General features: G+C 59.3%; 19 protein-coding genes and 1 pseudogene. 8 read left to right on the forward strand and 12 right to left on the reverse strand.

The features are described 5' to 3' along the window. Positions 1-153 precede the first annotated feature (153 nt). From EJA72_RS01585 to EJA72_RS01595, 3 genes are read right to left on the reverse strand one after another with little or no spacing between them, the layout of a single operon-like run. Positions 154-564: an SRPBCC family protein gene (locus EJA72_RS01585; RefSeq protein ID WP_157709790.1), complete on the reverse strand. Its 411-nt coding sequence runs from the start codon at positions 562-564 to the stop codon at positions 154-156. A gap of 29 nt (positions 565-593) precedes the next feature. Further along, a complete protein-coding gene (locus EJA72_RS01590) occupies positions 594-1,391 on the reverse strand; it encodes an SDR family NAD(P)-dependent oxidoreductase (RefSeq protein WP_157709791.1) in 798 nt (265 codons plus the stop codon). Positions 1,392-1,393: 2 nt separating this feature from the next. Continuing rightward, on the reverse strand, positions 1,394-2,410 hold the full coding sequence (locus tag EJA72_RS01595; protein WP_157709792.1) for an aldo/keto reductase: 1,017 nt from the start codon (positions 2,408-2,410) through the stop codon (positions 1,394-1,396). A gap of 115 nt (positions 2,411-2,525) precedes the next feature. On the opposite strand from EJA72_RS01595, the gene EJA72_RS01600 reads away from it, so the two are divergent. From EJA72_RS01600 to EJA72_RS29065, 4 genes and pseudogenes are all read left to right on the forward strand, one after another. Continuing rightward, complete coding sequence (locus EJA72_RS01600) at positions 2,526-3,431, forward strand: LysR substrate-binding domain-containing protein (RefSeq protein ID WP_157709793.1); 906 nt, start codon at positions 2,526-2,528, stop codon at positions 3,429-3,431. A 304-nt stretch (positions 3,432-3,735) separates the two neighbouring features. Beyond that, positions 3,736-4,872: an RHS repeat-associated core domain-containing protein gene (locus EJA72_RS01605; RefSeq protein WP_157709794.1), complete on the forward strand. Its 1,137-nt coding sequence runs from the start codon at positions 3,736-3,738 to the stop codon at positions 4,870-4,872. Positions 4,873-5,043: 171 nt separating this feature from the next. Further along, a complete protein-coding gene (locus tag EJA72_RS01610; RefSeq protein ID WP_157709795.1) occupies positions 5,044-6,150 on the forward strand; it encodes an RHS repeat-associated core domain-containing protein in 1,107 nt (368 codons plus the stop codon). A gap of 209 nt (positions 6,151-6,359) precedes the next feature. Further along, positions 6,360-6,749: pseudogene (locus EJA72_RS29065) on the forward strand (RHS repeat-associated core domain-containing protein); the annotation flags it as partial. 548 nt (positions 6,750-7,297) lie between these two features. Here EJA72_RS29065 and EJA72_RS01620 read toward each other — a convergent pair. Beyond that, positions 7,298-7,891, reverse strand: coding sequence for a DinB family protein (locus EJA72_RS01620; RefSeq protein WP_157709796.1), 594 nt, complete (start codon positions 7,889-7,891; stop codon positions 7,298-7,300). Between the two features lie 383 nt (positions 7,892-8,274). Here EJA72_RS01620 and EJA72_RS01625 point away from each other — a divergent pair, with 383 nt between their 5' ends. Beyond that, positions 8,275-8,592 (forward strand): DUF2388 domain-containing protein, encoded by a 318-nt coding sequence (locus EJA72_RS01625; protein ID WP_157709797.1) that lies wholly within the window; start codon positions 8,275-8,277, stop codon positions 8,590-8,592. Between the two features lie 103 nt (positions 8,593-8,695). On the opposite strand, the gene EJA72_RS01630 is transcribed toward EJA72_RS01625, so the two are convergent. Beyond that, positions 8,696-9,487 carry an SDR family oxidoreductase gene (locus EJA72_RS01630; RefSeq protein WP_157709798.1) on the reverse strand — a complete coding sequence of 264 codons (792 nt, stop codon included), beginning with the start codon at positions 9,485-9,487 and terminating at the stop codon, positions 8,696-8,698. Between the two features lie 123 nt (positions 9,488-9,610). Between EJA72_RS01630 and EJA72_RS01635 the strand changes: the two genes are divergently transcribed. Together EJA72_RS01635 and EJA72_RS01640 are read left to right on the forward strand one after the other, a co-directional pair. Further along, positions 9,611-10,552, forward strand: a complete 942-nt coding sequence (locus tag EJA72_RS01635) for a GlxA family transcriptional regulator (RefSeq protein WP_157709799.1) — start codon at positions 9,611-9,613, stop codon at positions 10,550-10,552. A 27-nt stretch (positions 10,553-10,579) separates the two neighbouring features. Continuing rightward, a complete protein-coding gene (locus EJA72_RS01640; protein ID WP_157709800.1) occupies positions 10,580-11,239 on the forward strand; it encodes an isoprenylcysteine carboxylmethyltransferase family protein in 660 nt (219 codons plus the stop codon). Positions 11,240-11,350: 111 nt separating this feature from the next. On the opposite strand, the gene EJA72_RS01645 is transcribed toward EJA72_RS01640, so the two are convergent. The 7 genes from EJA72_RS01645 to EJA72_RS01675 form a co-directional block, all read right to left on the reverse strand. Continuing rightward, entirely contained in the window at positions 11,351-12,022 is a 672-nt protein-coding gene (locus EJA72_RS01645) for an HAD-IA family hydrolase (protein WP_157709801.1), read from the reverse strand. 51 nt (positions 12,023-12,073) lie between these two features. Continuing rightward, positions 12,074-12,469, reverse strand: a complete 396-nt coding sequence (locus EJA72_RS01650; RefSeq protein ID WP_157709802.1) for a response regulator — start codon at positions 12,467-12,469, stop codon at positions 12,074-12,076. A gap of 113 nt (positions 12,470-12,582) precedes the next feature. Beyond that, a complete protein-coding gene (locus tag EJA72_RS01655; protein WP_157709803.1) occupies positions 12,583-14,196 on the reverse strand; it encodes a GMC family oxidoreductase in 1,614 nt (537 codons plus the stop codon). A 100-nt stretch (positions 14,197-14,296) separates the two neighbouring features. Next, positions 14,297-15,514 carry a mandelate racemase/muconate lactonizing enzyme family protein gene (locus tag EJA72_RS01660; RefSeq protein ID WP_157709804.1) on the reverse strand — a complete coding sequence of 406 codons (1,218 nt, stop codon included), beginning with the start codon at positions 15,512-15,514 and terminating at the stop codon, positions 14,297-14,299. Between the two features lies 1 nt (position 15,515). Then, positions 15,516-16,832, reverse strand: a complete 1,317-nt coding sequence (locus EJA72_RS01665; RefSeq protein WP_157709805.1) for a nitrate/nitrite transporter — start codon at positions 16,830-16,832, stop codon at positions 15,516-15,518. Positions 16,833-16,916: 84 nt separating this feature from the next. Then, entirely contained in the window at positions 16,917-18,341 is a 1,425-nt protein-coding gene (gene aldA / locus EJA72_RS01670) for an aldehyde dehydrogenase (RefSeq protein ID WP_157709806.1), read from the reverse strand. Positions 18,342-18,574: 233 nt separating this feature from the next. Next, complete coding sequence (locus EJA72_RS01675; protein WP_157709807.1) at positions 18,575-19,507, reverse strand: LysR substrate-binding domain-containing protein; 933 nt, start codon at positions 19,505-19,507, stop codon at positions 18,575-18,577. Between the two features lie 290 nt (positions 19,508-19,797). Here EJA72_RS01675 and EJA72_RS01680 point away from each other — a divergent pair, with 290 nt between their 5' ends. Beyond that, a complete protein-coding gene (locus tag EJA72_RS01680) occupies positions 19,798-21,441 on the forward strand; it encodes an ABC transporter substrate-binding protein (RefSeq protein WP_157709808.1) in 1,644 nt (547 codons plus the stop codon). The last annotated feature ends 51 nt before the right edge of the window (positions 21,442-21,492 follow it).

The following is a 21,492-nucleotide window of genomic DNA, read 5'->3' on the forward strand; positions in this document are numbered from 1 at the left end:
TCGTAAAATCAGGCAGCGCGGTTCGTCAGTCGGACCGCGTGTTCAGGTTTTACGACTGCTGCGCAGCCGAACGCAGCCTCGCAAGCTCGACAGCTGCTACAGGCGACAGTCGCCCGCAATTTCGGCAGCTGCTACAGAGATTGCGTTGTGCTTTTAGGCCGGGTAATTGGCCCGCAGGGCCTCGACGCCGCCCTGGTAGATCCCGGTAAACAGCGCCGTCACTTCTTCGTCACTCACACCGACCGGTTCAAACTGACCCGACCAGGTCACTCGCGCGCCCTCGCCTTGCGCCTCAACCTTGATCGTCGCCAGGTAATCCGTCGCCGGAAACGGCGCCTGCAGGATCGAGTAGCTGTAGGTTTTCGCCGCGTCGTCGAACGTCTGCAAACGTTCGACCACTACCGCCCCGTCTACCGTTCGCAGACTGCGCACGCGCCCGCCTTCACTGGTCTCGCTGTTCGTGATGAACGGCAACCAGTCCGGCAGTGAGTTGAAGCCGCCGATCAATTGCCAGACCTGATCGGCCGAAGCCGGAATGTCGATAAATGCTGAAGCTGTTGCCATGTCATCCTCTCTTTCAAATCAAAAAATATTCAGATCGCCAGGCTATCGACTACACCACCGTCGACCCGCAATGCCGCACCCGTCGTAGCCGACGACAGCGGCGACGCGATATAGGCCACCAGGTTGGCGACTTCCGAGACGTCCGCCACCCGCTGGATGATCGACGTCGGCCGGGCCTTGAGCACGAAGGCGTCAGCTTCTTCACGAACACTGCGCCCCGATTTCGCCGTGGCGTCCTTAAGCATCTGCTCCAGGCCGTCGGTCAATGTCGGGCCAGGCAGGATCGCGTTGACGGTCACGCCGGTACCCGCCAGCCGTTTGGCCAGACCATGGGACACGGCGAGGTTAGCGCTTTTGGTCACGCCGTAGTTGAGCATGTCCGCCGGGATCGCGATGCCGGATTCCGAGGACAGGAAAATCACCCGCCCCCACCCCTGCTTGACCATGCCCGGCACGTAATGCCGCGACAGGCGGACACCGGAGATCACGTTGACCTCATAGAAGCGCGTCCACTCACTGTCCGGCGTATCGAAAAAATCCACCTCGTTAAAGATGCCGAGGTTGTTCACCAGAATGTCCGCACGCGGCTCGGCGACGAACAACTGCTCGGCGCCTTCAGCGGTGCCGAGGTCGGCGGTCAATCCACGCAGTTGGGCACCCGGCACGCTCTGGCGAATGCTCGCCAAGGCCTGTTCGACCTTGGCCGTTTCACGGCCGATCACCACCACCGTGGCACCGGATTCGGCCAGTGCCTTGCTGATGCCCAGGCCGATGCCAGCGGTGCTGCCGCTGACAATCGCAAGTTTTCCCGTCAGATCGATCTTCATGCTCAAACTCCTGTGGTGGGTAATGGAGCGCGCTCGGACACCAGTTTGGCCTCGCGCAATGCTTGCCAGAACGCAGCGGGAATCACCGCCGACAATGCCGCGACATCTTCGGCAATCCGCCCCGGACGGCTGGAACCTGGTATCACGGCGGCCACGGCCGGGTTAGCCAGTGAGAATTGCAACGCGGCGGCCTTGATGTCGACACCGTGAGCTGCGGCGATGCGCTTGATCTGCTCGACTTTCTGGATAATCGCCGGGCTGGCTTTCTGGTACTCGAAATGTGCGCCACCGGCCAAAATGCCTGAGCTGTAGGGGCCGCCGACCACGATCTCGACGTTCTGGGCCAGGGCAGCATCCATCAGGCGTTGCAAGGCCCGGTCGTGGTCGAGCAGCGTGTAGCGGCCCGCCAGCAGAAAACCGTCCGGCTGGGCTTCGGTCAGATCGAGGGTCAGTTCGCAAGGCTCGACTTTGTTCACGCCCAGTCCCCAGCCCTTGATCACGCCCTCTTCACGCAGGCGGGTCAGCACTTTGAACGCGCCGGTGCGGGCCTGGTTGAAGTATTCCAGCCATTGATCGCCGTAGAAGTCCTGTGCGATGTCGTGCACCCAAACGATGTCCAGGCGATCGGTTTGCAAACGCTTGAGGCTGTCTTCGATGGAGCGCAGGGTCGCGTCGGCGCTGTAGTCATTGACGATCTTGTTCGGGCGGCCGTGTTCGAACACGCCGCTTTTCTCGCCGAGGTCGCGGGCGGCGACGTCTTCCACTTCATCGAGAATCACCCGGCCGACTTTGCTGCTCAGCACATAGTCGTCGCGGTTGTATTGGGCCAGCGCGGCACCCAGGCGAATCTCCGACAGGCCGGAACCGTAAAACGGCGCGGTATCGAAGTAACGCACGCCGGCGTCCCAGGCCGCGTGCACCGTGGCCATGGCTTCTTCTTCAGGAATGGCGCGGAACATGTTGCCCAGCGGGGCAGTACCAAAACCCAGTGCGCCGGGCAGTTTGTCTTTCAAGCTCATGATTCAATCCTCGTCAGTTTCAGAGGTCAGTGGTGACCGTTGAGCAGATCCTAGATTGCGAGCATCGGACCGTCCAAGACATAATGTGCAGCACTTAAGTCCTGACAGGTCTGACATGATCGACATCCGCCAATTGCGTTACTTCGTCGCCGTCGCCGAAGAGGAACACGTCGGACGCGCCGCCGAACGCCTGCACATTTCCCAATCGCCTCTCAGCCGGCAAATCGCCCAGCTAGAAGAACGCCTGGGCCTGACCCTGTTCGAACGCAGCCAGCAGCGCATTCGCCTGACTCGGGATGGCCAGACCTTCCTCGCCGAAACCCGCGCACTGCTGACTCACGCCAACCGCCTGGAATCCCTTGGCAAACGCCTGGGCCGTGGTGAAGAAGGCGGCTTGTGCATCGGCTACATCGAAAACGCCATGGACGCCGGCGTGCTGCCCAATGCCCTGCGTGTGCTGCGGGTCGACCGGCCGAACGTGCATGTCGCGCTGTACAACCAGAGTTCCGCCGAACAACTCGAAGGCCTGCGTCAGCGTAGTCTCGATATCGCGCTTGTCAGTGAACCGCCCGTCGCCGACGATCCGGACCTGCTGGGTTTCCAGGTGCTGGACGACCCGATGCTGCTGGCCTTGCCCGAGGATCATCCCCTCGCCCACCAAGCCATATTGACCCCGGCCGACCTGGCCGATCAGGAATGGATCGGCGTGCAACACCACCAGAATGTCACCAACCGCCAGGACTTCGTCAGCGCCTGCATCCGCGCCGGCTTCACCCCGGACATCCGCATGGAAGCAACGGGCCCCTTCACCGCCATGGCACTGGTGGCCTCGGGACTGGGCATCGCGATGATTCAAAAAGGCTTGAGCCGCAACGCACCGCCGGACGTTGTGCTGCGGGAAGTGCCATGGATTTCCCTCACCCGACCGCTGTGGGCGGCGTGGCACCGGGTCAATTTGCGGCCGTTGGTGGAGACGTTCAGGAAAGTACTGACGGAGCCGGGGTCAGCGCACAAAGGCTGAAGGCCTCATCGCGAGCAAGCTCGCTCCTACAATAAATGCTGACCGACCGCCTCTGTGGCGAGGGAGCTTGCTCCCGCTGGGTCGCGCAGCGGCCCCAAAACCTGCAACTGCAGTGATTCAGGCAGACTGCGCGCACAGGATTTACGACTGATGCGCAGCCGAGCGGGAGCAAGCTCCCTCGCCACAAAGTTTGGCGCTATTTATCCAGAAACCACGGGCGAGCCCTATCAGTTCTGCTAGTTCCAACCCATGCCGAAACCGCCAATACTGATCACCTACCTATTGGTCTCCGGAGCAATCCCCCATGTCAACGCAGCGCGAAAACCTGCTTTGCCATTATCGCTACAACGCCCTCGACCAGTTGATTGGCCATACACAGCCGAACGAGCCACCGCATCAGCGTTTCTATCGAAAAAATCGCCTGGTCACTGAAATTCAAGGCGCGATGAAGTATTCGATCTTCCAGAGCGGCGACTTGCTGTTAGCGCAGCAGCGAAGCGAAGCCAATGCACTCGACACCACCCTGCTGGTCACCGATCAGCAACGCTCGGTGTTACACACGCTTGAAGCGAACCGTCAGCGTCGACCTGTTGCCTATTCACCTTACGGCCACCATCACCCTGAAAATGGCTTACTCAGCCTGCTGGGCTTCAATGGCGAACGGCCCGACCCGGTGACCGGTCATTATGTGCTGGGGAATGGGTATCGAGCGTTTAACCCGGTGACAATGCGGTTTAACGGTCCGGACGGTTTCAGTCCGTTTGGCAAGGGTGGATTGAATTCATATGCTTATTGTTTGGGAGATCCCGTCAATCTGAGCGATCCGAATGGTACAAATCCGCCCTTTCTCAGTCGGATGTTTGGCAAAATTGGAGGACTCTTCGCAAGCTATAAAAGTGGTCCGGGGCAAACATTCAGTGAATTCCCTGAAAACCGTGTATTCGCGCAAAACAGTTACACGGACGTCGCCGCATTTACTCCGCCTCAGGACATCAAGCTTAATAACTGGAGAGAAATCACGCATAGATCCAGCGAAACCGCAGAGGGACAAGGCGTCAAAATCAAGGATGTTATTGGCATGCGTCATGACCAGGCCGTGGTAATTGTGAAGAACCGCGTTACTCGTATAAAAAGAAACAGGCCTATCAAACTGATCGAACTCAGCTACGCTCAAATACCTGGTGACGAATTAGCGTTTAACTACAGGAAATTTGACATGCCTGAAATTGACATATCAACTGACCATCGCAACTTATTGAACGCCAGGGATAAGCTCATTAGATCCATGCACGACAGACAGATAAACGTCTTGGCGAAAAAAGGGATGATCAGTGGAGTACGCCCGAGCAGGGCAAAAATACTCATCAAAGACAATAGCTACACGAACGACAACATCCGCTGGTGGGATGACCCCACTCTCCACCACACGATAATAAGATAAGACGCCAGAGAGACTAACTACAGTTGATGCAGGAAATGACCTGCCCCAATCCCCTCATTTACGATTTTTCCAGAAGCCATGGAGGCGTCCCCTATCAGTTCTGCTAGTTCCCACCCATGCCAAAACCGCCAATACTGATCATCCACCTATTGGTTTCCGGAGCAATCCCCCATGTCAACGCAGCCCGAAACCCTGCTTTGCCATTATCGCTACAACGCCCTCGATCAGCTGATCGGCCACGCACAGCCGGATGAGCCACAGCATCAGCGTTTCTACCGAAAAAATCGCCTGGCCACCGAGATTCAAGGCGCGATGCAGTATTCGATCTTCCAGAGCGGCGACTTGCTATTAGCGCAGCGGCGAAGTGAAGCCGATGCACTTGACACCACCCTGCTGGCTATCGATCAGCAACGCTCGGTGTTACACACGCTTGAAGCGAACCGTCAGCGTCGACCTGTTGCCTATTCACCTTACGGTCACCGCCATCCTGAAAACGGCTTACTCAGCCTGCTGGGCTTCAATGGCGAACGGCCAGACCCGGTGACCGGGCATTATGTGCTGGGGAATGGGTATCGTGCGTTTAACCCGGTGACAATGCGGTTTAACGGTCCGGACAGTTTCAGTCCGTTTGGCAGGGGGGGATTGAATTCATATGCTTATTGTTTGGGAGATCCCATCAATCTTAGCGATCCGAACGGTACATTCCCGCCCCTCCTCAAACGGATGCTAGGCCGGCCTGTCTATAAAAGCGGGCCGGGGCTAACATTCAGTGCGGTTACTACAAGCGAAGACAATTACCTGGACGTCACTACGTTTACTCCACATCTGGATACCCGGCCTCACAGCTTTATTGAAACCACTCATAGAACCAACAAATGGGGAGAGGAAACCCTAATCAAGTCAGTGGAAGGCATTGGTTATGGCGAAGTCGCGATTCAAACAAAGGAAAGCTTTACGTACATGCGAAGAAAGTTCACACCCGATGAGAACGGCTACTCTCAAACATTCGGGCTTGATTTAGAGTCGTTTTACAGAAACTTAGAAATGCCAGAAATCCCTATATCAATTGATCATCACAACTTATTGAAAGCCAGGAATGAGCTCACTGGTATAAGGACCGTTAAGCAGATAAACGAAGCAGCGGAAAATGGACTTATTATGGGAGTTCGCCCAAGCAGAGCAAAATCACTCATCGAAAATCCTCACTTCAGGTTTGACGACGATCGTTGGTGGGAAAAGCCTACTCGCGACGTTAAGAAAATACGGGTTAGCGTCTGACCTATTCACAAAAGCTGAAGTTGGCAATGACATGCCCCCACTTGTGGCGAGGGAGCTTGCTCCCGCTGGGCCGCGCAGCGGCCTCAAAACCTGCAACGGCGGTCCCTCAGGCAAACGGTGTACAGCGCATTTACGACTGCTGCGCAGCCGAGCGGGAGCAAGCTCCCTCGCCACAGGGTCTGGTGCGATCCCTACAGCACCAAGGCGCGATGAAGTATTCGTTCCTCCTGCACGACGACTTGCTGTTAGCGCAGCAGCGAAGTGAAGCCGATGCACTCGACACCACCCTGCTTGCCACCGATCAGCAATGTTCCGTTTTGCACACGCTTAATGCAAAGCATCCGCACCGGCCTGTTGCTTATTCACCTTATGGCCACCGCCACCCCGAAAATGGATTGCTCAGCCTGCTGGGCTTCAATGGCGAACGGTCCGACCCGGTGACCGGGCATTATTTGTTGGGGATTGGCTATCGGGCGTTCAATCCGGTGCTGTAGCGGTTTAACAGCCCGGACAGTTTGAGCCCGTTTGGTGAAGGTGGGTTGAACGCCTATGCGTATTGCCAGGGTGATCCTCTGAATCGAAAGGATCCAACAGGGCACACAACCGCATGGGGATTTGGGTTTAGAAGACAACCTGTACGCACGCACTATTCCGCACAACGGCGTCCGAACGAAATGAACGGATTAGGCAATGGCCTCACGCAAGCGCCACACCCCGTGGCAGCAACGGAGACTCGTCCAACTCCAGCCCTCCCTAGGCGCAATGGAGGCATGACCGCAGGGCGCTTTAACGGGCAACAGGTAATTTCGGAAAACACAGTCGTTATCGCCGATAACAGAACCGCTCCTCGCCGTAGGAGTGTCGACGAAATAGCACCACTGAACACCGATCAGGCGTGGAGAGAACACTTGCAAAACAGGCAAATCTCACCTGTCAGTGTCGAGGCGCCAAACATTTTTCAGGCCTTTTTTTCACGCCAGACTCGGCAAACTACCCGAGTCAGTCCCGCACCTGGCCGCGCCAGCTCGGAAGCAACGGAAGTCGAGAGACTCCGCACAAGTACATGACGGATAAAACCTGATAGCACCCAGCCGCAACACCCTCACCGACATCTCGCTCCCCGGATAGTCCATGGCCCGAAGCGGCATCAACGATAACGATCCGGCAGAACATTGGTTGCGCTCCTGAACAACGGAGCACAGGTCGGCTCCACTGGCGGGGCACTTAACGAGTGGAAGTTCGGGTCGGTTTCGCGCAGGAAGATCGGTATGTCTGTCATTGGCGGCATGGCCGGGATGTCGAAGTACATCTGGATCACCCAGCCACGGTGATAACTGGCGTGGTTGACCACGTGCATCAGCATCGCGCCGGCGCTCATGGTGCCGCTTTCACCCGAGACAAAGGTGAACTCGACGGGTTGATTCAATGAGGCGTCAGTCTGCCGGGCGCTCCATTTGCAATACCAGTGATCCATTTCTTTTTGCGCCATGCGCAATTCGGCAAGTTCGGCGTGCAGTAAATCGTGTGAGGTTTTGAAGCCGTGACCCCGGCCTTCGAGGTGGGCTTGCCAGATGCAGTCGACGACGTAGATGTGGTTGAGTGTGCCGATCATGTTCTTGAACACCGACACCCGATCTCTGTCGACCTCGCCCGGGGGCAATGCTGCCAGGCTCTCAAAGAGGCGCTGATCGGCCCATTGTTTGTAATCGGCCAGCATGCGGGCAGTGCGTACGTTGATCATCGTAGGTCTCCCATTTGCGATGGGCACATTGCCAAGCATAGCCTCCATGGCAGACGGCATCGCAAACGCTGATCATCGGTCACAGCGCCATCACGCAATCTGTAGCAGCTTGTAGCAGCTGCCGAGCCTGCGAGGCTGCGTTCGGCTGCGCAGCAGTCGCAAGCGATTCCCTGCGGTGTGTCTGGCAAACCGCGAATTCAGATTTACGACTGCTGCGCAGCCGAACGCAGCCTCGCAGGCTCGGCAGCTGCTACAGGGCACCAGGGGGCTGTCGCAGTGCTTTTCAAAGTCACCACCACAAAAAGGGAACTCCTGACGATCGCCGTGCATCCTACGAGATAAGGACCTTCCTTTTTGCTTCACGCTTCTCAGAGGACACCAACATGCGCCGTCTGATTATCATTTCTTCCCTGATGCTGTGTTTACCCTTCGGCTCGGCTATGGCCAAAGTGGATGCGGGCGACGTCGCCACATCTGCCGGGGTTTCCGCCTCGCTGTACTCGACCTTCAAGGACCACAAACTGGTGATTCCCGCCCGGGATGACGCTTCCAGTTTTGTCGCCAGTGGTGGTGCGATTCGTGGCGTTTATCTCGAATCTGTCATGAAGCAGATTCGTCAGGACAACCCTGGCCTCAACGCCAGCGACGAAGACCTGGCCAGGGCCATCCTGATTCACGAAGGTGATGCCGCCGGCCAATGACGGCGGAACAAACAGTCGTGGGGCTGGCGAATCCTGGATAGCTTTCGCAGCCCTGCTTTGCTTCAGCGCTCGTCCTTGAGCGCGTCTTTCACCCTCCCCGATTTCAACGATAACGCGGCGCTGCCGTGGAGTGGCCGAACGAGCCGGAAAGCGTCTGGCGCTGGCCTTCATAAACGTCCCAACGCTCGCCTTCGTGCAGGCTCGGAATGGTCACCACTTCGCCTTTCGCCAGTCCCGCCAGCGCGGCATCGACCATGTCTTCGGCGGACATCACGATTTCCTGCGGCAGGTTTTCCACCGGATGGCCCGCCTCACTCCAGAAATCAGTGGCCGTAGCGCCCGGCAATACCGCTTGAATGCGCAGGCCTTGGGCGGCCAGTTCGTGGTGCATCGACTGGCTCAGCCCCAGCACGAACGCCTTGGTCGCGCCGTACACCCCATTGAGAATCTCCGGTGCGACCGCGACGATCGAGGCAATATTGATCACGGTGCCGTTGCCGCGAGCGACGAAGCCAGGTACCACCGCGTACGACAAGCGCATCAACGCGGTCACGTTGAGGTCGATCATCTCTTCCATCTCGTCCACCGGGCTGGCGACCAGGGGCATGACTGCGCCGACCCCGGCGTTGTTGACCAGCAAGGTGATGCTCGCATCGTGGCGCAGAATTTCTTCGACGCGCAGCAAGTCAGCCTTGTCCTTTAAATCGGCGGTCACTACTTCCACTGCACGCCCGGTCTCGTCGCTCAAGCGGTTGGCCAGGGTGCGCAGTTTGTCCTGGCTGCGGGCGACCAGAATCAGGTCGTAACCTTGTCGCGCCAGCCGGTCGGCATACACCGCACCGATCCCGGAAGAAGCGCCTGTAATCAAAGCAGTGCCTTTGGATGAAAGCGTCATGTCAGTTTCCTTCACATTGAGGCGATACGTTCGCCGTGTGGGTACCGTTATAAAGGGGCTCACGCTCGTCTCAAATGACGTTTAAACTACGTTTTCAGGACATGACCTGTTGAGGGCTCGTAAATGACTTCCGTGGCATTCGTGGTGTTTGAGGGTTTCCAGTCCATGGCGCTGGCGGCCATGCCGGTGTTCGAATACGCCAACTTCAGCGCCGGCGAACCGCTGTACGAGGTCAGCGTGCTGTCGGAGGACGGCCGCACCTTGCGCGCCTCCGGCGGCTTGAGCATCGGCACCGAGGCGTTCGATGACCGAGTGTTCGATACCCTGATCGTGGTCGGCGGTGATTCCATCATCGAACAGGCACCGGAAGCTGTGCTGACCTACCTGCGTGACAACCTGAAAATCACCCGGCGCACCGCGTCGATCTGTTCCGGGGCGTTCGTCCTCGCCCAGGCCGGGTTGCTTGACGGGCGGCGGGCGACCACGCATTGGGCCTACGCCCGGGAACTGCAAGCGCGGTTTCCGTCGATCAAGGTCGAAGAAGACCGGATCTATGTGGTGGATGGTTCGATCTGGACCTCGGCGGGCATGACGGCCGGCATCGACCTGGCGCTGGCCATGGTCGAGAAGGATCACGGCGTCGAACTGGCCCGTGCCGTCGCGCAAAAACTGGTGATGTACCAGCGCCGCGCGGGCGGGCAGTCGCAGCACTCGGCGCTGCTGGAACTGGAGCCCAAATCCGACCGTATCCAGACCGTCCTCGGCTACGCCCGGGAACACCTCGCGCAGGCCCTGTCGGTGGAACACCTGGCGGACGTGGCGCGTCTCAGCCCTCGCCAGTTCAGCCGGGCCTTTCGCGCAGAAACCGGCCAGTCGCCAGCCAAAGCCATCGAAAACCTGCGGCTGGAAGCGGCACGGCAGATGCTCGAAAGTGGTCGCCTGACCCTCGATCAGATCGCCACCGAAAGTGGTTTCAGTGACCCGCGCCGCATGCGCGAAGCCTTTCTCCGTGCGTTCGGGCAACCGCCGCAGGTGATTCGGCGTAATGCCCGGCAGCTACACTGAAGAGGTGTTCCAGTTGCGGAGAGACCGATGAAAATCTCGGGAAAACTGGCCTTTTTTGCCGTCGTCAGCACCCTCGCCTACCTGGCGCTTGCCGTGTGGGGGCTGGGGGGCTGGATGGCGTTCTTTTCCCATTCGGCGCTGGTGGTGGTTGCGCTGGCGACGTTTGCGATGGCGATTGCCTCGTTGTTCACTGAAGTGAATCTCAGCTCGGGCGAACAGGAGGATCGGGCCAATCGCTGGGTGCTGCCGGCCTTTGGGGTGATCGGGTTATTGAGCGGGTATCTGCCGGCCTACACCGACCGTATCGACTTCTTGACCTTTGGCGGCGAAGGCGTGCGTTGGCTGGGGGCGTTGCTGTTCATTGTCGGCGGCGCGTTGCGGCTCTGGCCGGTGTTCGTATTGGGCAAGCGTTTCAGCGGGTTGGTCGCGATCCAGCCGGGGCATCGGCTGGTGACTGACGGGATTTACCGCAACCTGCGCAACCCCAGCTATCTGGGGATGCTGGTGATTGCCGTGGGCTGGGCGCTGGCGTTTCGTTCGGGGGTCGGGTTGCTGCTGGCGGCGCTGACGCTGATTCCGTTGATTGCGCGTATTCATTCGGAGGAAGCGTTGTTGAGGGCAAAGTTTGGTGGTGAATATGAGGCGTATTGTGGCCGGAGTTGGCGGTTGGTGCCCGGCCTGTACTGAAACAACACTCACCCCCTGTAGGAGCGAGCTTGCTCGCGAAGAACGCCCGGGCAACGCGTTCATACAGACAGCACGCGTTATCGTTGGCGTCCATCGCGAGCAAGCTCGCTCCTACAAGGAGGAATGCAGGCGCAGTCGGCCGTCGGGATCGAGTTTTGCGGTGACAGAATCGTAACTGGCCAGCGTCGCGTGCGGCGTCTCGATCGGGTGGGCGTGTGTGGAGGTGATGATCACCAGATCAGCCCCCGCCGCTTCGGCCGCAAGAATACCGACGGTCGCGTCTTCAAATATCAGACATTCCGTGACATCAAAACCTAGCCGCTCGGCCGCCAATCGGTAGCCCGCAGGGTCTGGCTTTCCAGCGCTGACTTCTTCGGCGGTGACCATGACATCCGGCACGGGAATCCCCGCCGCAGCCATCCGCCGCAAGGCCAGCGCCCTGGGCGCAGAAGTGACGATTGCCCATTGATTCACCGGCAAGGACTTCAGGAAATCCACGGCGCCAGAGATTTCGACAATCCCTTCCACGTCCTCGATTTCCGCCTGGGTAATCCACGCGGCTTCTGCGGCTGCGTCCACGCCCGGCAAAGCCTGGCGGTTGACGGTGTCGATGGCGCGGGCGCCGTGAATGGTCGGCAGGAAAGACTCGACGTCCACCCCATGACGCAAGGCCCAGGTGGTCCAGATCCGCTCGGCGGCAGCGATGGAGTTGAGGACGGTGCCATCCATGTCGAATAGAAAGGCGCGGTACGGGGTGTTGAAGACGGATTTTTGAGCAGGCAAAACACAGCTTCCTTTCGCAAGGGTCTGGCGGGTGTCATGGAATGTACACGATCAACCCAGGGGACGCTGCGACTTGAAGGCGCTTTCCACACAATCGAGCAACTGCCCCAGCGCCCAGGGTTTCTTGATAAATGAAACCGAATGCCGGACCCCGGAACTTTCAGGCGTTTCGAACCCGGACATGATCATGATCGGTTTGTCCGGATAACGGTCACCGAACAGGTTAGCCAGATCTGCGCCGTTGAGGCTGCCAGGCATGGTGATGTCCGTCAGCAGCAGGCCCACCTCGTTGGCGTGGTGATCCAGATACAGCGAAGCCGCGTCCGCGCTGGTTTGCGGCTGCACGGTAAAACCTTCTTCCTGAAGAATTTCACAGAGAAACTCCAGAATCAGCGGATCGTCCTCAACCACAAGAATCAACCCGCCCGCCATCGATACTGGATTCATGACTGTGCCGCTCCCTGATCGTCTCAATTGTTTCGCGGGTGAAAATCCGCTGCCTATCAGGTATGAGCAGCGGACTGCGCGGAAATTCAGTTTTGATACAGGCGAAGATGAAATCAAGCGTCCTGCAAGATCAGATCGGCTCCCTTCTCCGCCACCATCAGCACCGCGGCATGGGTATTTCCTGAGGTCACGTTGGGGAAAATCGACGCATCGACGATACGCAAGCCGTCCAGGCCGTGAACCTTGAGGCGCTTGTTTACCACCGATTTCTGCTCATCGGCACCCATCGCGCAGGAACCGCAAAGGTGATAGATCGAACCGCTGTTTTCCCGGAAGTACTGCAACATCTGCTCGTCGCTTTCGATCGCCGGCCCCGGCAACACTTCTTCGACGGTGATGCCCTTGAGCGCCGGCGCATTCATGATCTTGCGCATCAAGCGACTGCCCTGGATCACTTCGTCGATGTCCTTCTGGGTGCTCAGGTAGTTGGGGTCAATGAGCGCCGCATCCCGTGGGTTTTTAGAGGCGATCTCGATGTGCCCGCGACTGGTGGGCCGGCATGGATTGAAGCACAGCAGGAAGCCTGAATACGGCTCGGGCTTAAGGCTGGCCTTGTTGTTTTTCGGGATCTGGTACGACAGCGGATTGAAGTACAACTGCAGGTTCGGGTTGGATTGCTGCTCGTTGCCGCGGAAGAACCCGCCCGCCTGATTGACACTCATGGCCAGCGCGCCCTTGCGGGTGAACAGGTACTTCAGCCCCAGCTTGAACTGTCCGAACAGCGAACTGAGCTGGTCGTTGAGCGTCGGTATGTTGGCCTTGTAGTAATAGCTGGCGCACAGGTGATCCTGCAGGTTCTGCCCCACCGCCGGCAGGTGTTTGACCAGCGGTATGTTGTGCTTGGCCAGCAATGCCTGATCGGCAACGCCAGACAATTGCAGAATCTTCGGTGTGTCCACGGCACCGGCACAGAGAATGACTTCTTTGGTGGCGGTGACGGTTCGCACCACGCCGTGCTGGGTGAAGGAAATGCCGGTGGCGCGCTGTTGCCGGTCATCGAACAGCACGCGGTCGACCAGGGCGAAATGCTCGACCGTCAGGTTTGGCCGGCTCAACGCCGGGTGCAAATGGGCAAAGCTGCTGGAACTGCGCTGACCGTTGCGAGTGTTGACGTCATAAATGCCCGCACCTTCAAACGTCGGCCCGTTGAAATCCTCGCTCAACGGATAGCCCAGTTCATCGCAACCCTTGAGAAACACGTCGCAGATCGGGTGGGTCTCGCCCTTCATCGGGGTGATGCTGATCGGGCCGCTGCTACCGTGGTATTCGCTATCACCCAACGGGTGATTTTCCAGCTTGCAGAAGTACGGCAGCACGTCCGAAAATCCCCAGCCGTCGTTGCCGTTGGCCGCCCAGTCGTCGAAATCGTGGGCCTGGCCGCGCACGTAGATCATCGCGTTGATCGAGCCCGAGCCCCCCTGGACCTTGCCGCGCGGGGCGTAGATTTCCCGGTTGCCCAACTGCTTTTGCGGCTGGCTGTAATACATCCAGTTGAAGGTCGGGTTGTAATACATTTTTGCGAAGCCGACCGGAATCCTGAACCACAGGGAACTGTCCTTTCCGCCCGCTTCCAGCAGCAGCACCGTATGTTTTCCGGAGGCCGAGAGTCGGTTGGCCAGAACACAGCCTGCGGCGCCAGCCCCAGCGATGATGTAGTCGTATGTCATGCACGGTTACCGCGTAAGTCGTTATTCAAAATTCGGATGGTCGATGCGATCCCCTGTGGGAGCCAGCCTGCTGGCTCCCACAGGAACCGCATCAGGCCTGTCAGCCCCGGGCCGGCGATGTGTCTTTGACATCCGCCGGGGTCGGCGCCATCTGCAGGTGCAGGCGCTCCCCGGTGTACGGCGAATGCTTGCGCACCACGTCCATGTTCAGCTCGACGCCAAGGCCCGGTTCGGTGGACGGGATGATGTAGCCGTCCTCCCACTGCAATGGTTTGGTCAGGACTTCGGCATGGAAACCACCCCAGGTCATGATGCTTTCCTGGATCAGGAAGTTCGGTGTGCAGGTGGCGAGCTGAAAACTCGCTGCCGCGCCAATCGGCCCGTTATAGAGATGCGGGGCGATTTGCGCGTAGTAAGCCTCGGCCATGCTCGCAATCTTCTTCGCCTCCAGCAGACCGCCGCAGCGCGCGACGTTCATTTGCAGGATCGATGCGCCGCCGGCCTGCAGCAGCTTGAAGAATTCGTACTTGGTGGTCAGGCGCTCGCCGGTGGCAATCGGGATGCTGGTCTTGGCAGCGACTTGCGCCATCGCATCTTCCTGGCCTGGAGGCACCGGCTCTTCGAACCACAGCGGGTCGTACTTCTCCAGGCGCTTGGCCAGACGGATCGCCGACGAGGGCACCATCTGCCCGTGGGTGCCGAACAGCAGGTCGCATTTATCGCCTACGGCTTCGCGGATCTTGCGGCAGAAGGTTTCGCAGCGTTCCAGCACTTCCAGCGAAATCTGATGCCCGGAGTACGCGGTGTACGGCCCCGCCGGGTCGAACTTAACGGCGGTGAAGCCTTTGTTCATGTTCTCGATGGCGCATTCGGCAGCCAGGTCCGGGTCGTCGTAGTCGTACTCGCCTTTGCTGTTGACCGGGTACAGGTAGGTGTAGGAACGCAGGCGCTCGTTGACCTTGCCGCCGAGCAACTCGTACACCGGCTTGTTCGCCGCTTTGCCGATGATGTCCCAGCACGCCATTTCCAGACCGCTGACCACGCCCATCATCGTCAGGTCCGGACGCTGGGTGAAACCGCTGGAGTAGGCCTGGCGGAAAAAGCGTTCGATGTGGTGCGGGTCTTGATTCAACAGGTAGCGTTCGAACACGTCTTCGATGATCGGCAGCATGGCTTTGGGGCCGAAGGTCGCGGCGTAGATTTCGCCCACGCCTTCGATGCCGCAATCGGTCTTGATCTTGACAAACAACCAGTACATGCCGCCGATGTGCGGCGGTGGTACGGCAACGATATGGGTTTCAAGGGCGACGATTTTCATCTCAGGCACCAGTCTTGTTCGAGGTTTTACGATTGATACGCGCACGCAGGGTCAGGGCTGCAAGGGTCCCGAGCAGGCCGACGAAAGCGATGTAGCCGAAATACAGCTTGTAACCAAAGGCCCCCGGGAAATGCTCGGTGAGGTAGCCGTTGATCAACGGAATGAAGGCGTCCGGCAGATAACCGACCACCGAGACAATGCCGATGGCGAGGCCGGTGATGCGCAGCGGAATGTTGCAGGTATCGAGGATCGCCCAGTACAGGCCACGAATGGCGTAAGTCATCAGGCCGATGAAAATCACCGTACCGATCAGCAGGCCCATGCTATTGAGTGCCGGGAAGACGATCAGGCCGACCATCGCCAGGGTCGCGAGGAACAGCGCCACGACCAGCACCGAAATGTTGGAGAACTTGTCACCCAGCCAACCGCCGCCGATGCCGCCAATGGGGCGCATCCACAACTTGATGGTGGTGATGGTGCCGGCCATGACCGCGGTCATGCCGCCGCCCTGCAGGTAATCGGAGAAGCTGTAGGTGGCCCAAAAGATGTGATAGCCGCAAAACACAATGGCCGTCACCAGCCACAGTTCAGGGATTTTCACCAGTGTCGCCAGATCAGTGAGCAGGTTGAACTTGCCCTTCTCCACCGGCGCGGTGTCTTGCATCGACTTCGGGTCCTTGATCAGCACCAGCACACAGCCGATGGCGATACAGGCGAAGGCGTACAGGTAAACCACATGCTTGAAACCTTCGGCCGCCGACTCGCCACGGGTTTCGGTGGCGAAGGCAAACAGCGCCAGCGCTACGGTCGCCAGCAAGGCTTCGACCAAGCCACGACCGCCATCGAGGATACCGAAGAAGCGGCCCTGCTCGGAGTGATGGGCAATCATCTTCACGCGCTTGAGCACCGAGGCCCAGAAGGTCAAGCCCGTGGTCAGGCCCCAGCAACCGAAGATGACCATCAGGCTGGTCATCGAGGGCGCGGTGGAGTACCACAAGCCCAGGACGCCAGTCGCAACCAGGGAGAAAAAGATCAGAAAGCGTGGCGCGATTCGATCGGCCAGCCAACCGCTCGGCAGGTAACTCAGGAGGAAAATCGTACCCAGCATCGAGTACAGGTAACCGAGCTCGCTGTGGTTGATCTGGAACACTTCGAGCATGGTGGTCTGGTAGACCTGGCGCAGGTACAGGATCGGGTAGATCGCACCGGCGGCCAGCACCAGCAGCATCAGTTGGAAATAGCGACTTCCCTTGTCGCTGTGGCTTTTCACAGCCGAATCGGAACCGTGAACAGCAGCAGTGGATGCAGGCTTGGACATCTGGAGAAACCTCGGGCGGCCCGGTGACCGGGCGCCCCTGTGAATTGTTTTTATGGGCGCAGCATGAGGCGTATTTCGGGAGGATCAGTACTTCATGACCACCAGACGGGTCTGGGTGAATTCGAGCATGCCGTGCTTGCCGTCATCGCCGCCCAGGCCCGAGCGTTTCCAGCCGGCGTGGAAGCCCTGATACGGGTCGGCCGGGGTGCGATTGACGTACAACTCACCGGCCTCGATGGCGCCGGCGACTTTCATCGTGGTGCGGTAGTTCTCGGTATAGAGCACCGAGGACAAACCGAACTGGTGGTCGTTGGCCATGGCCAGCGCTTCGTCGATGTCGCGGTACTTGAGCACCGGCAGCACCGGGCCGAAGATTTCTTCCTGGATGATTTCCATGTCCTGGCGGCAACCGCTGAGCAGCGTCGGCGGGTAGAAATGCCCTTTGCCCTGGGGAATGAAACCGCCGGTTTCCAGCACCGCGCCGTCGGCGATGGCGCGCTCGACCATGGCATGAATGTTCCGCTGCGAACTGGCGTTGACCAGCGGCCCCATGAGGCTGGCGTCAGCGGCGCGATCACCGAATTGCACGGCGCTGATTTTCGCTTTCAGCAGGCCAAGGAATTTTTCGTAGACGCTTTCCTGCACATAGACCCGCTCGACCGCCGTGCACAACTGGCCGCAGTGAGTGGTCTTGGAGGCCACGATCGCGCTGGCGGCAGCTTCAAGGTCCGCATCGGCTTCGATGATCGCCGGGGTTTTGCCGCCCAGTTCCAGGGACGGTTTGGCGATGTTGGCCTTGCAGTAATCGAGCACGATGCGCCCGGCGTTGACGCTGCCGGTCAAGGTGATCAGGCCCACAGCCTTATGGGTGCAGACAGCCGCTGCGGTGGCGTGGTCCATGGTCAGGATGTTGATCACGCCCGCCGGCATGCCGGACTGCTGAACCGCCTTGGCAATCTCGAACGCCGAGGTCGGCGTATTGTTGCTTGGGCGCACGACCACGGTGTTGCCCGCAATCAGCGCCGGGGCGATTTTGCGCAGCAGCGTATAGACCGGGTAGTTGAACGGGATCAGGCAAGCCACCACGCCAATCGGTTCGCGGTGCAGGAAAAGTTTTTCGTCCGGTGTGTCGCTGGGAATGATCTCGCCTTCGATACGGCGGGCCCATTCGGCGTGGTAGCGGGTGATTTGCGCGGCGTAACGGGCTTCGTTGCTGGCGTCGGCAACGCTTTTGCCGGATTCGCTGGCCAGTGCCTCGCCGATGTTTTGTGCATTGGCTTCAAGGGCATCAGCGAAGGCACGCAGGTAGTCGGCGCGCTCGATGCTGGTGAGCGTGCCCCATACTTTTTGTGCTGCCTGGGCCGCTTCGACGGCCGCCGTGGCTTCATCAGCGGTGGCCGCCGACACGTGGCCCACCAGCGCTTCAGTCGCCGGGTCGTAGACCGCGATCAGCGCATCGCTGGCTGGCTCAATGAATTGCCCGTTAACAAAGTTTCGCTCGAGTCGCATGTGAATCGCCCATCGTTGTTTTTATCCAGTCCGGTCAGTCTTGGCATCTGCCCGGGGTTGAACAAACGATTTATTGCGCGATGAAACATTCGAAAAATGCAGGTTACCTAAAAACGATCGAAATCCCCTGTGGGAGCCAGCCTGCTGGCGATGGCGGTGTGACATTGACCATCAATGTCGACTGATCCATCGCTATCGCCAGCAGGCTGGCTCCCACAGGATTACTGCGGTGTTCAGACGGCCGCGGTAGAGGGCTGCAACTGCCGTTGCGCCAACCAGATCTCCTCCTGCAACCACTGGCTGAACACCTGCAATTGCGGCAACTCGGTCTGCTCGGGACGGGTGACCAGCCAGTAGGATTGATGCCCGTCGACATGCACATTGAGCACCTGGGTCAACTGCCCGCTGGCCAGCTCCGGCGCGACCATATGCCAGTCGGCGATGGTGATGCCCAGACCGTCGGTGGCCGCGCGAATCGCCAGGTCCAGCAAATCGAATTCGTAGCCGCCCTCAGTGTCGACACCGGTGATTCGAGCGGCGTCCAGCCAATGTTTCCAGGTCAGATAGCGCTGGTCTTCCCGGGCCAACACGTGCAGCAACGTCAGTCGGTTGAGGTCGATGCCATGCTCGCTCCACTCCCGTGCATACAGGGACGGCGCGCACACCGCGATATGCCGCTCCTGGATCAGCAGCGAACTGTCCAGGCCGTCCCATTCACCGTCGCCGAAACGAATCGCGCAATCCAGGGTGCTGGTTTCCGCGAGGCTGTCCTGCAGGCGCGTGGTGATACTCAACTCCAGCTCCGGGTGCTGCTCGCGCAGGCGCCCCAGGCGCGGCATCAGCCAGCGGTTGGTGAAGGTCGGCGGTGCGTTGACGTGCAGACGGTTGGAGTGGGTTTTCTGCTGGATGCTGCGCACCGTCAGCTCGATCTTGTCGAACGACTGGTGCAGCGCCCTCAGCAACACGCGGCCGGCGCTGGTCAGCTCGAGGTGATGATGACGTCGCTCCAGCAGGTTTTCGCCTAACTGTTCTTCGAGCTGGCGAACCTGGCGGCTGACCGCGCTCTGGGTGACATTGAGCAACTCGGCGGCGCGGGTAAAGCTACCGGTGCTACCGGCCACTTCGAAGGCTTTGAGGGCATTCAGACCAGGCATTTTGCGTTTCATGAAAATCACTCGTGGAAGGCTGAGCAGACACAAAGCATCCCATTCTTTGCAGGATTTTTCCCAAGTAACGTGCATTTTTGTGTTGTGTAGGACAATTTTCTGCTCGTCCGGAGGCTGCCTGCGTGGGACCCGGACTCACGCCCAGCCGGTCTAGATCAGGCGCTGGCATAGCCACCTGCCAGTAACATGCATTTATCGAACGTTTGAGCACTGAAATTATCGTTTGTCGATCGTTGTCCGGATGAGAAAACTGCGGCCATCTCAAATAAAAACAACATGAGAGCTGCCCCATGCCCCATCTCGACGAGCTGAAAACGCTGGACGGCAATGCACCGCACCCGGCGGTAAACGACCTGTGCAAACAAGTCAAAAGCGGCGAGATCAATCGCCGGCAATTTCTGCGTACCGCCGCTCTTTTGGGCATCACCGTCGCCAGTGCCAGCACCTTCATGGGCTCGGCGCTGCTGAGCGATTCGGCGTTCGCCGCCCAGGAGCAACCACCCCGCCAGGGCGGCAGCCTGCGCTTTGCCTGCGCTATCCAGGAAATCCAGGACCCGATGCTGATCACCTGGATCGAAGCGTCGAACCTGCTGCGCAATTCCCTGGAGTTCCTGACCTGGGTCGATGCCGAGAACATCACTCACCCTTATCTCGCCGAGAGCTGGAGCCCGTCCGAAGACCTCAAGGTCTGGACCTTCAACCTGCGCCAGGGCGTCAAGTGGAGCAACGGCGACGAGTTCACCGCCGACGACGTCGAGCACAACATCAATCGCTGGATCGCCGCCGATTCCAAGTCAGTCAACCGTACCGCGTTCCAGGACATTGCAGCCTTCGAAAAAGTCGGTCCGTACCAGTTCCGCCTGGTGCTCAAGCGCCCGATCCTGGCCGTTCCGGAAATGCTCAGCGCGTTCACCTGCACCCTGGTGCACCGCAGCTTCAAGGCCGGTGACGACTGGACCAAAAACCCTATCGGCACGGGCCCGTTCTCGCTGGTTTCCTTCGCCGTCAACAAGCAGGCCACCTTCGCCAAACGCGCGGACTACTGGCGCACGCCAGCCAACCTCGACGAGCTGCGCTACGTCGACATGGGCACCGATATTTCCACTCACCTGGCGGCATTGCAGGCAGGCCAGGTAGACGTGCTGTACCGCGTCACTGTCGCCGAACTGGACCTGGCGAAACGCCTGCCCGGCGCGCAGTTGCTCAGCTGCAAGTCGGCGCAAACCGTGGTCATGCGCATGGCCTGCGACCAGAAGCCGTTTACCGATGTGCGCATCCGCAAGGCCGTGGTGCTGTGCGCCGACAACGCACAGATGCTGAAGATTGCGTATCGCGGCATGGGCACCTTGGGCGAAGACCACCACGTCGCGCCGTCGCACCCTGAATATTCACCACTGCCCAAGCGCGAGCGTGACGTTGCCGGTGCCAAAAAACTGCTGGCCGAAGCCGGTTACCCCAACGGCATCGATATCGATCTGATCGTCGGCAACACCCAGGGCCGCTACGAACAGGACTGCGCGCAGATCCTGCAACAGAACTGCCTGGAAGCCGGCATCCGCATCAACCTCAAGGTGATCCCGGCCACCCAATACTGGCCAATCTGGGACAAAGCCGCGTTCAGCCTGACCTATTGGGCGCATCGCCCACTGGGCGTGATGTCCCTGGAGCTGGCTTACCGCAGCGGCGCCGCCTGGAACGAAAGCCACTACAGCGACCCGGCATTCGACGCCGCGCTGGACAAGGCCATGGGCATCATCGATCCCAAGGCGCGCGCGCTGGCGATGCAGGATGTCGAGCGAATCCTGCAAGACGCCGCGGTGATGGTGCAGCCGTTCTGGGCTGACAAATTCACGGCCACCAGCAAGAAGGTCCAGGGTTTCAAGGTTCACCCTTCGGACTTTTACCCAATGGATGAAGTCTGGCTGAGCGCCTGACGTACAGCCCCACAAGTGCCCGTCCCCCCTCGGGGCGACGGGCCGGCATCC

Source organism: Pseudomonas sp. PB120 (assembly GCF_009761815.1).
In the GTDB taxonomy this organism is placed as follows: Bacteria; Pseudomonadota; Gammaproteobacteria; order Pseudomonadales; family Pseudomonadaceae; genus Aquipseudomonas.

Coding starts and splice junctions, on each gene's coding strand:
- EJA72_RS01585 (WP_157709790.1), bottom strand. CDS start 564: ATGGCAACAGCTTCAGCATTTATCGACATTCCGGCTTCGGCCGATCAG.
- EJA72_RS01590 (WP_157709791.1), bottom strand. CDS start 1,391: ATGAAGATCGATCTGACGGGAAAACTTGCGATTGTCAGCGGCAGCACC.
- EJA72_RS01595 (WP_157709792.1), bottom strand. CDS start 2,410: ATGAGCTTGAAAGACAAACTGCCCGGCGCACTGGGTTTTGGTACTGCC.
- EJA72_RS01600 (WP_157709793.1), top strand. CDS start 2,526: ATGATCGACATCCGCCAATTGCGTTACTTCGTCGCCGTCGCCGAAGAG.
- EJA72_RS01605 (WP_157709794.1), top strand. CDS start 3,736: ATGTCAACGCAGCGCGAAAACCTGCTTTGCCATTATCGCTACAACGCC.
- EJA72_RS01610 (WP_157709795.1), top strand. CDS start 5,044: ATGTCAACGCAGCCCGAAACCCTGCTTTGCCATTATCGCTACAACGCC.
- EJA72_RS01620 (WP_157709796.1), bottom strand. CDS start 7,891: ATGATCAACGTACGCACTGCCCGCATGCTGGCCGATTACAAACAATGG.
- EJA72_RS01625 (WP_157709797.1), top strand. CDS start 8,275: ATGCGCCGTCTGATTATCATTTCTTCCCTGATGCTGTGTTTACCCTTC.
- EJA72_RS01630 (WP_157709798.1), bottom strand. CDS start 9,487: ATGACGCTTTCATCCAAAGGCACTGCTTTGATTACAGGCGCTTCTTCC.
- EJA72_RS01635 (WP_157709799.1), top strand. CDS start 9,611: ATGACTTCCGTGGCATTCGTGGTGTTTGAGGGTTTCCAGTCCATGGCG.
- EJA72_RS01640 (WP_157709800.1), top strand. CDS start 10,580: ATGAAAATCTCGGGAAAACTGGCCTTTTTTGCCGTCGTCAGCACCCTC.
- EJA72_RS01650 (WP_157709802.1), bottom strand. CDS start 12,469: ATGAATCCAGTATCGATGGCGGGCGGGTTGATTCTTGTGGTTGAGGAC.
- EJA72_RS01655 (WP_157709803.1), bottom strand. CDS start 14,196: ATGACATACGACTACATCATCGCTGGGGCTGGCGCCGCAGGCTGTGTT.
- EJA72_RS01660 (WP_157709804.1), bottom strand. CDS start 15,514: ATGAAAATCGTCGCCCTTGAAACCCATATCGTTGCCGTACCACCGCCG.
- EJA72_RS01665 (WP_157709805.1), bottom strand. CDS start 16,832: ATGTCCAAGCCTGCATCCACTGCTGCTGTTCACGGTTCCGATTCGGCT.
- aldA (WP_157709806.1), bottom strand. CDS start 18,341: ATGCGACTCGAGCGAAACTTTGTTAACGGGCAATTCATTGAGCCAGCC.
- EJA72_RS01675 (WP_157709807.1), bottom strand. CDS start 19,507: ATGAAACGCAAAATGCCTGGTCTGAATGCCCTCAAAGCCTTCGAAGTG.
- EJA72_RS01680 (WP_157709808.1), top strand. CDS start 19,798: ATGCCCCATCTCGACGAGCTGAAAACGCTGGACGGCAATGCACCGCAC.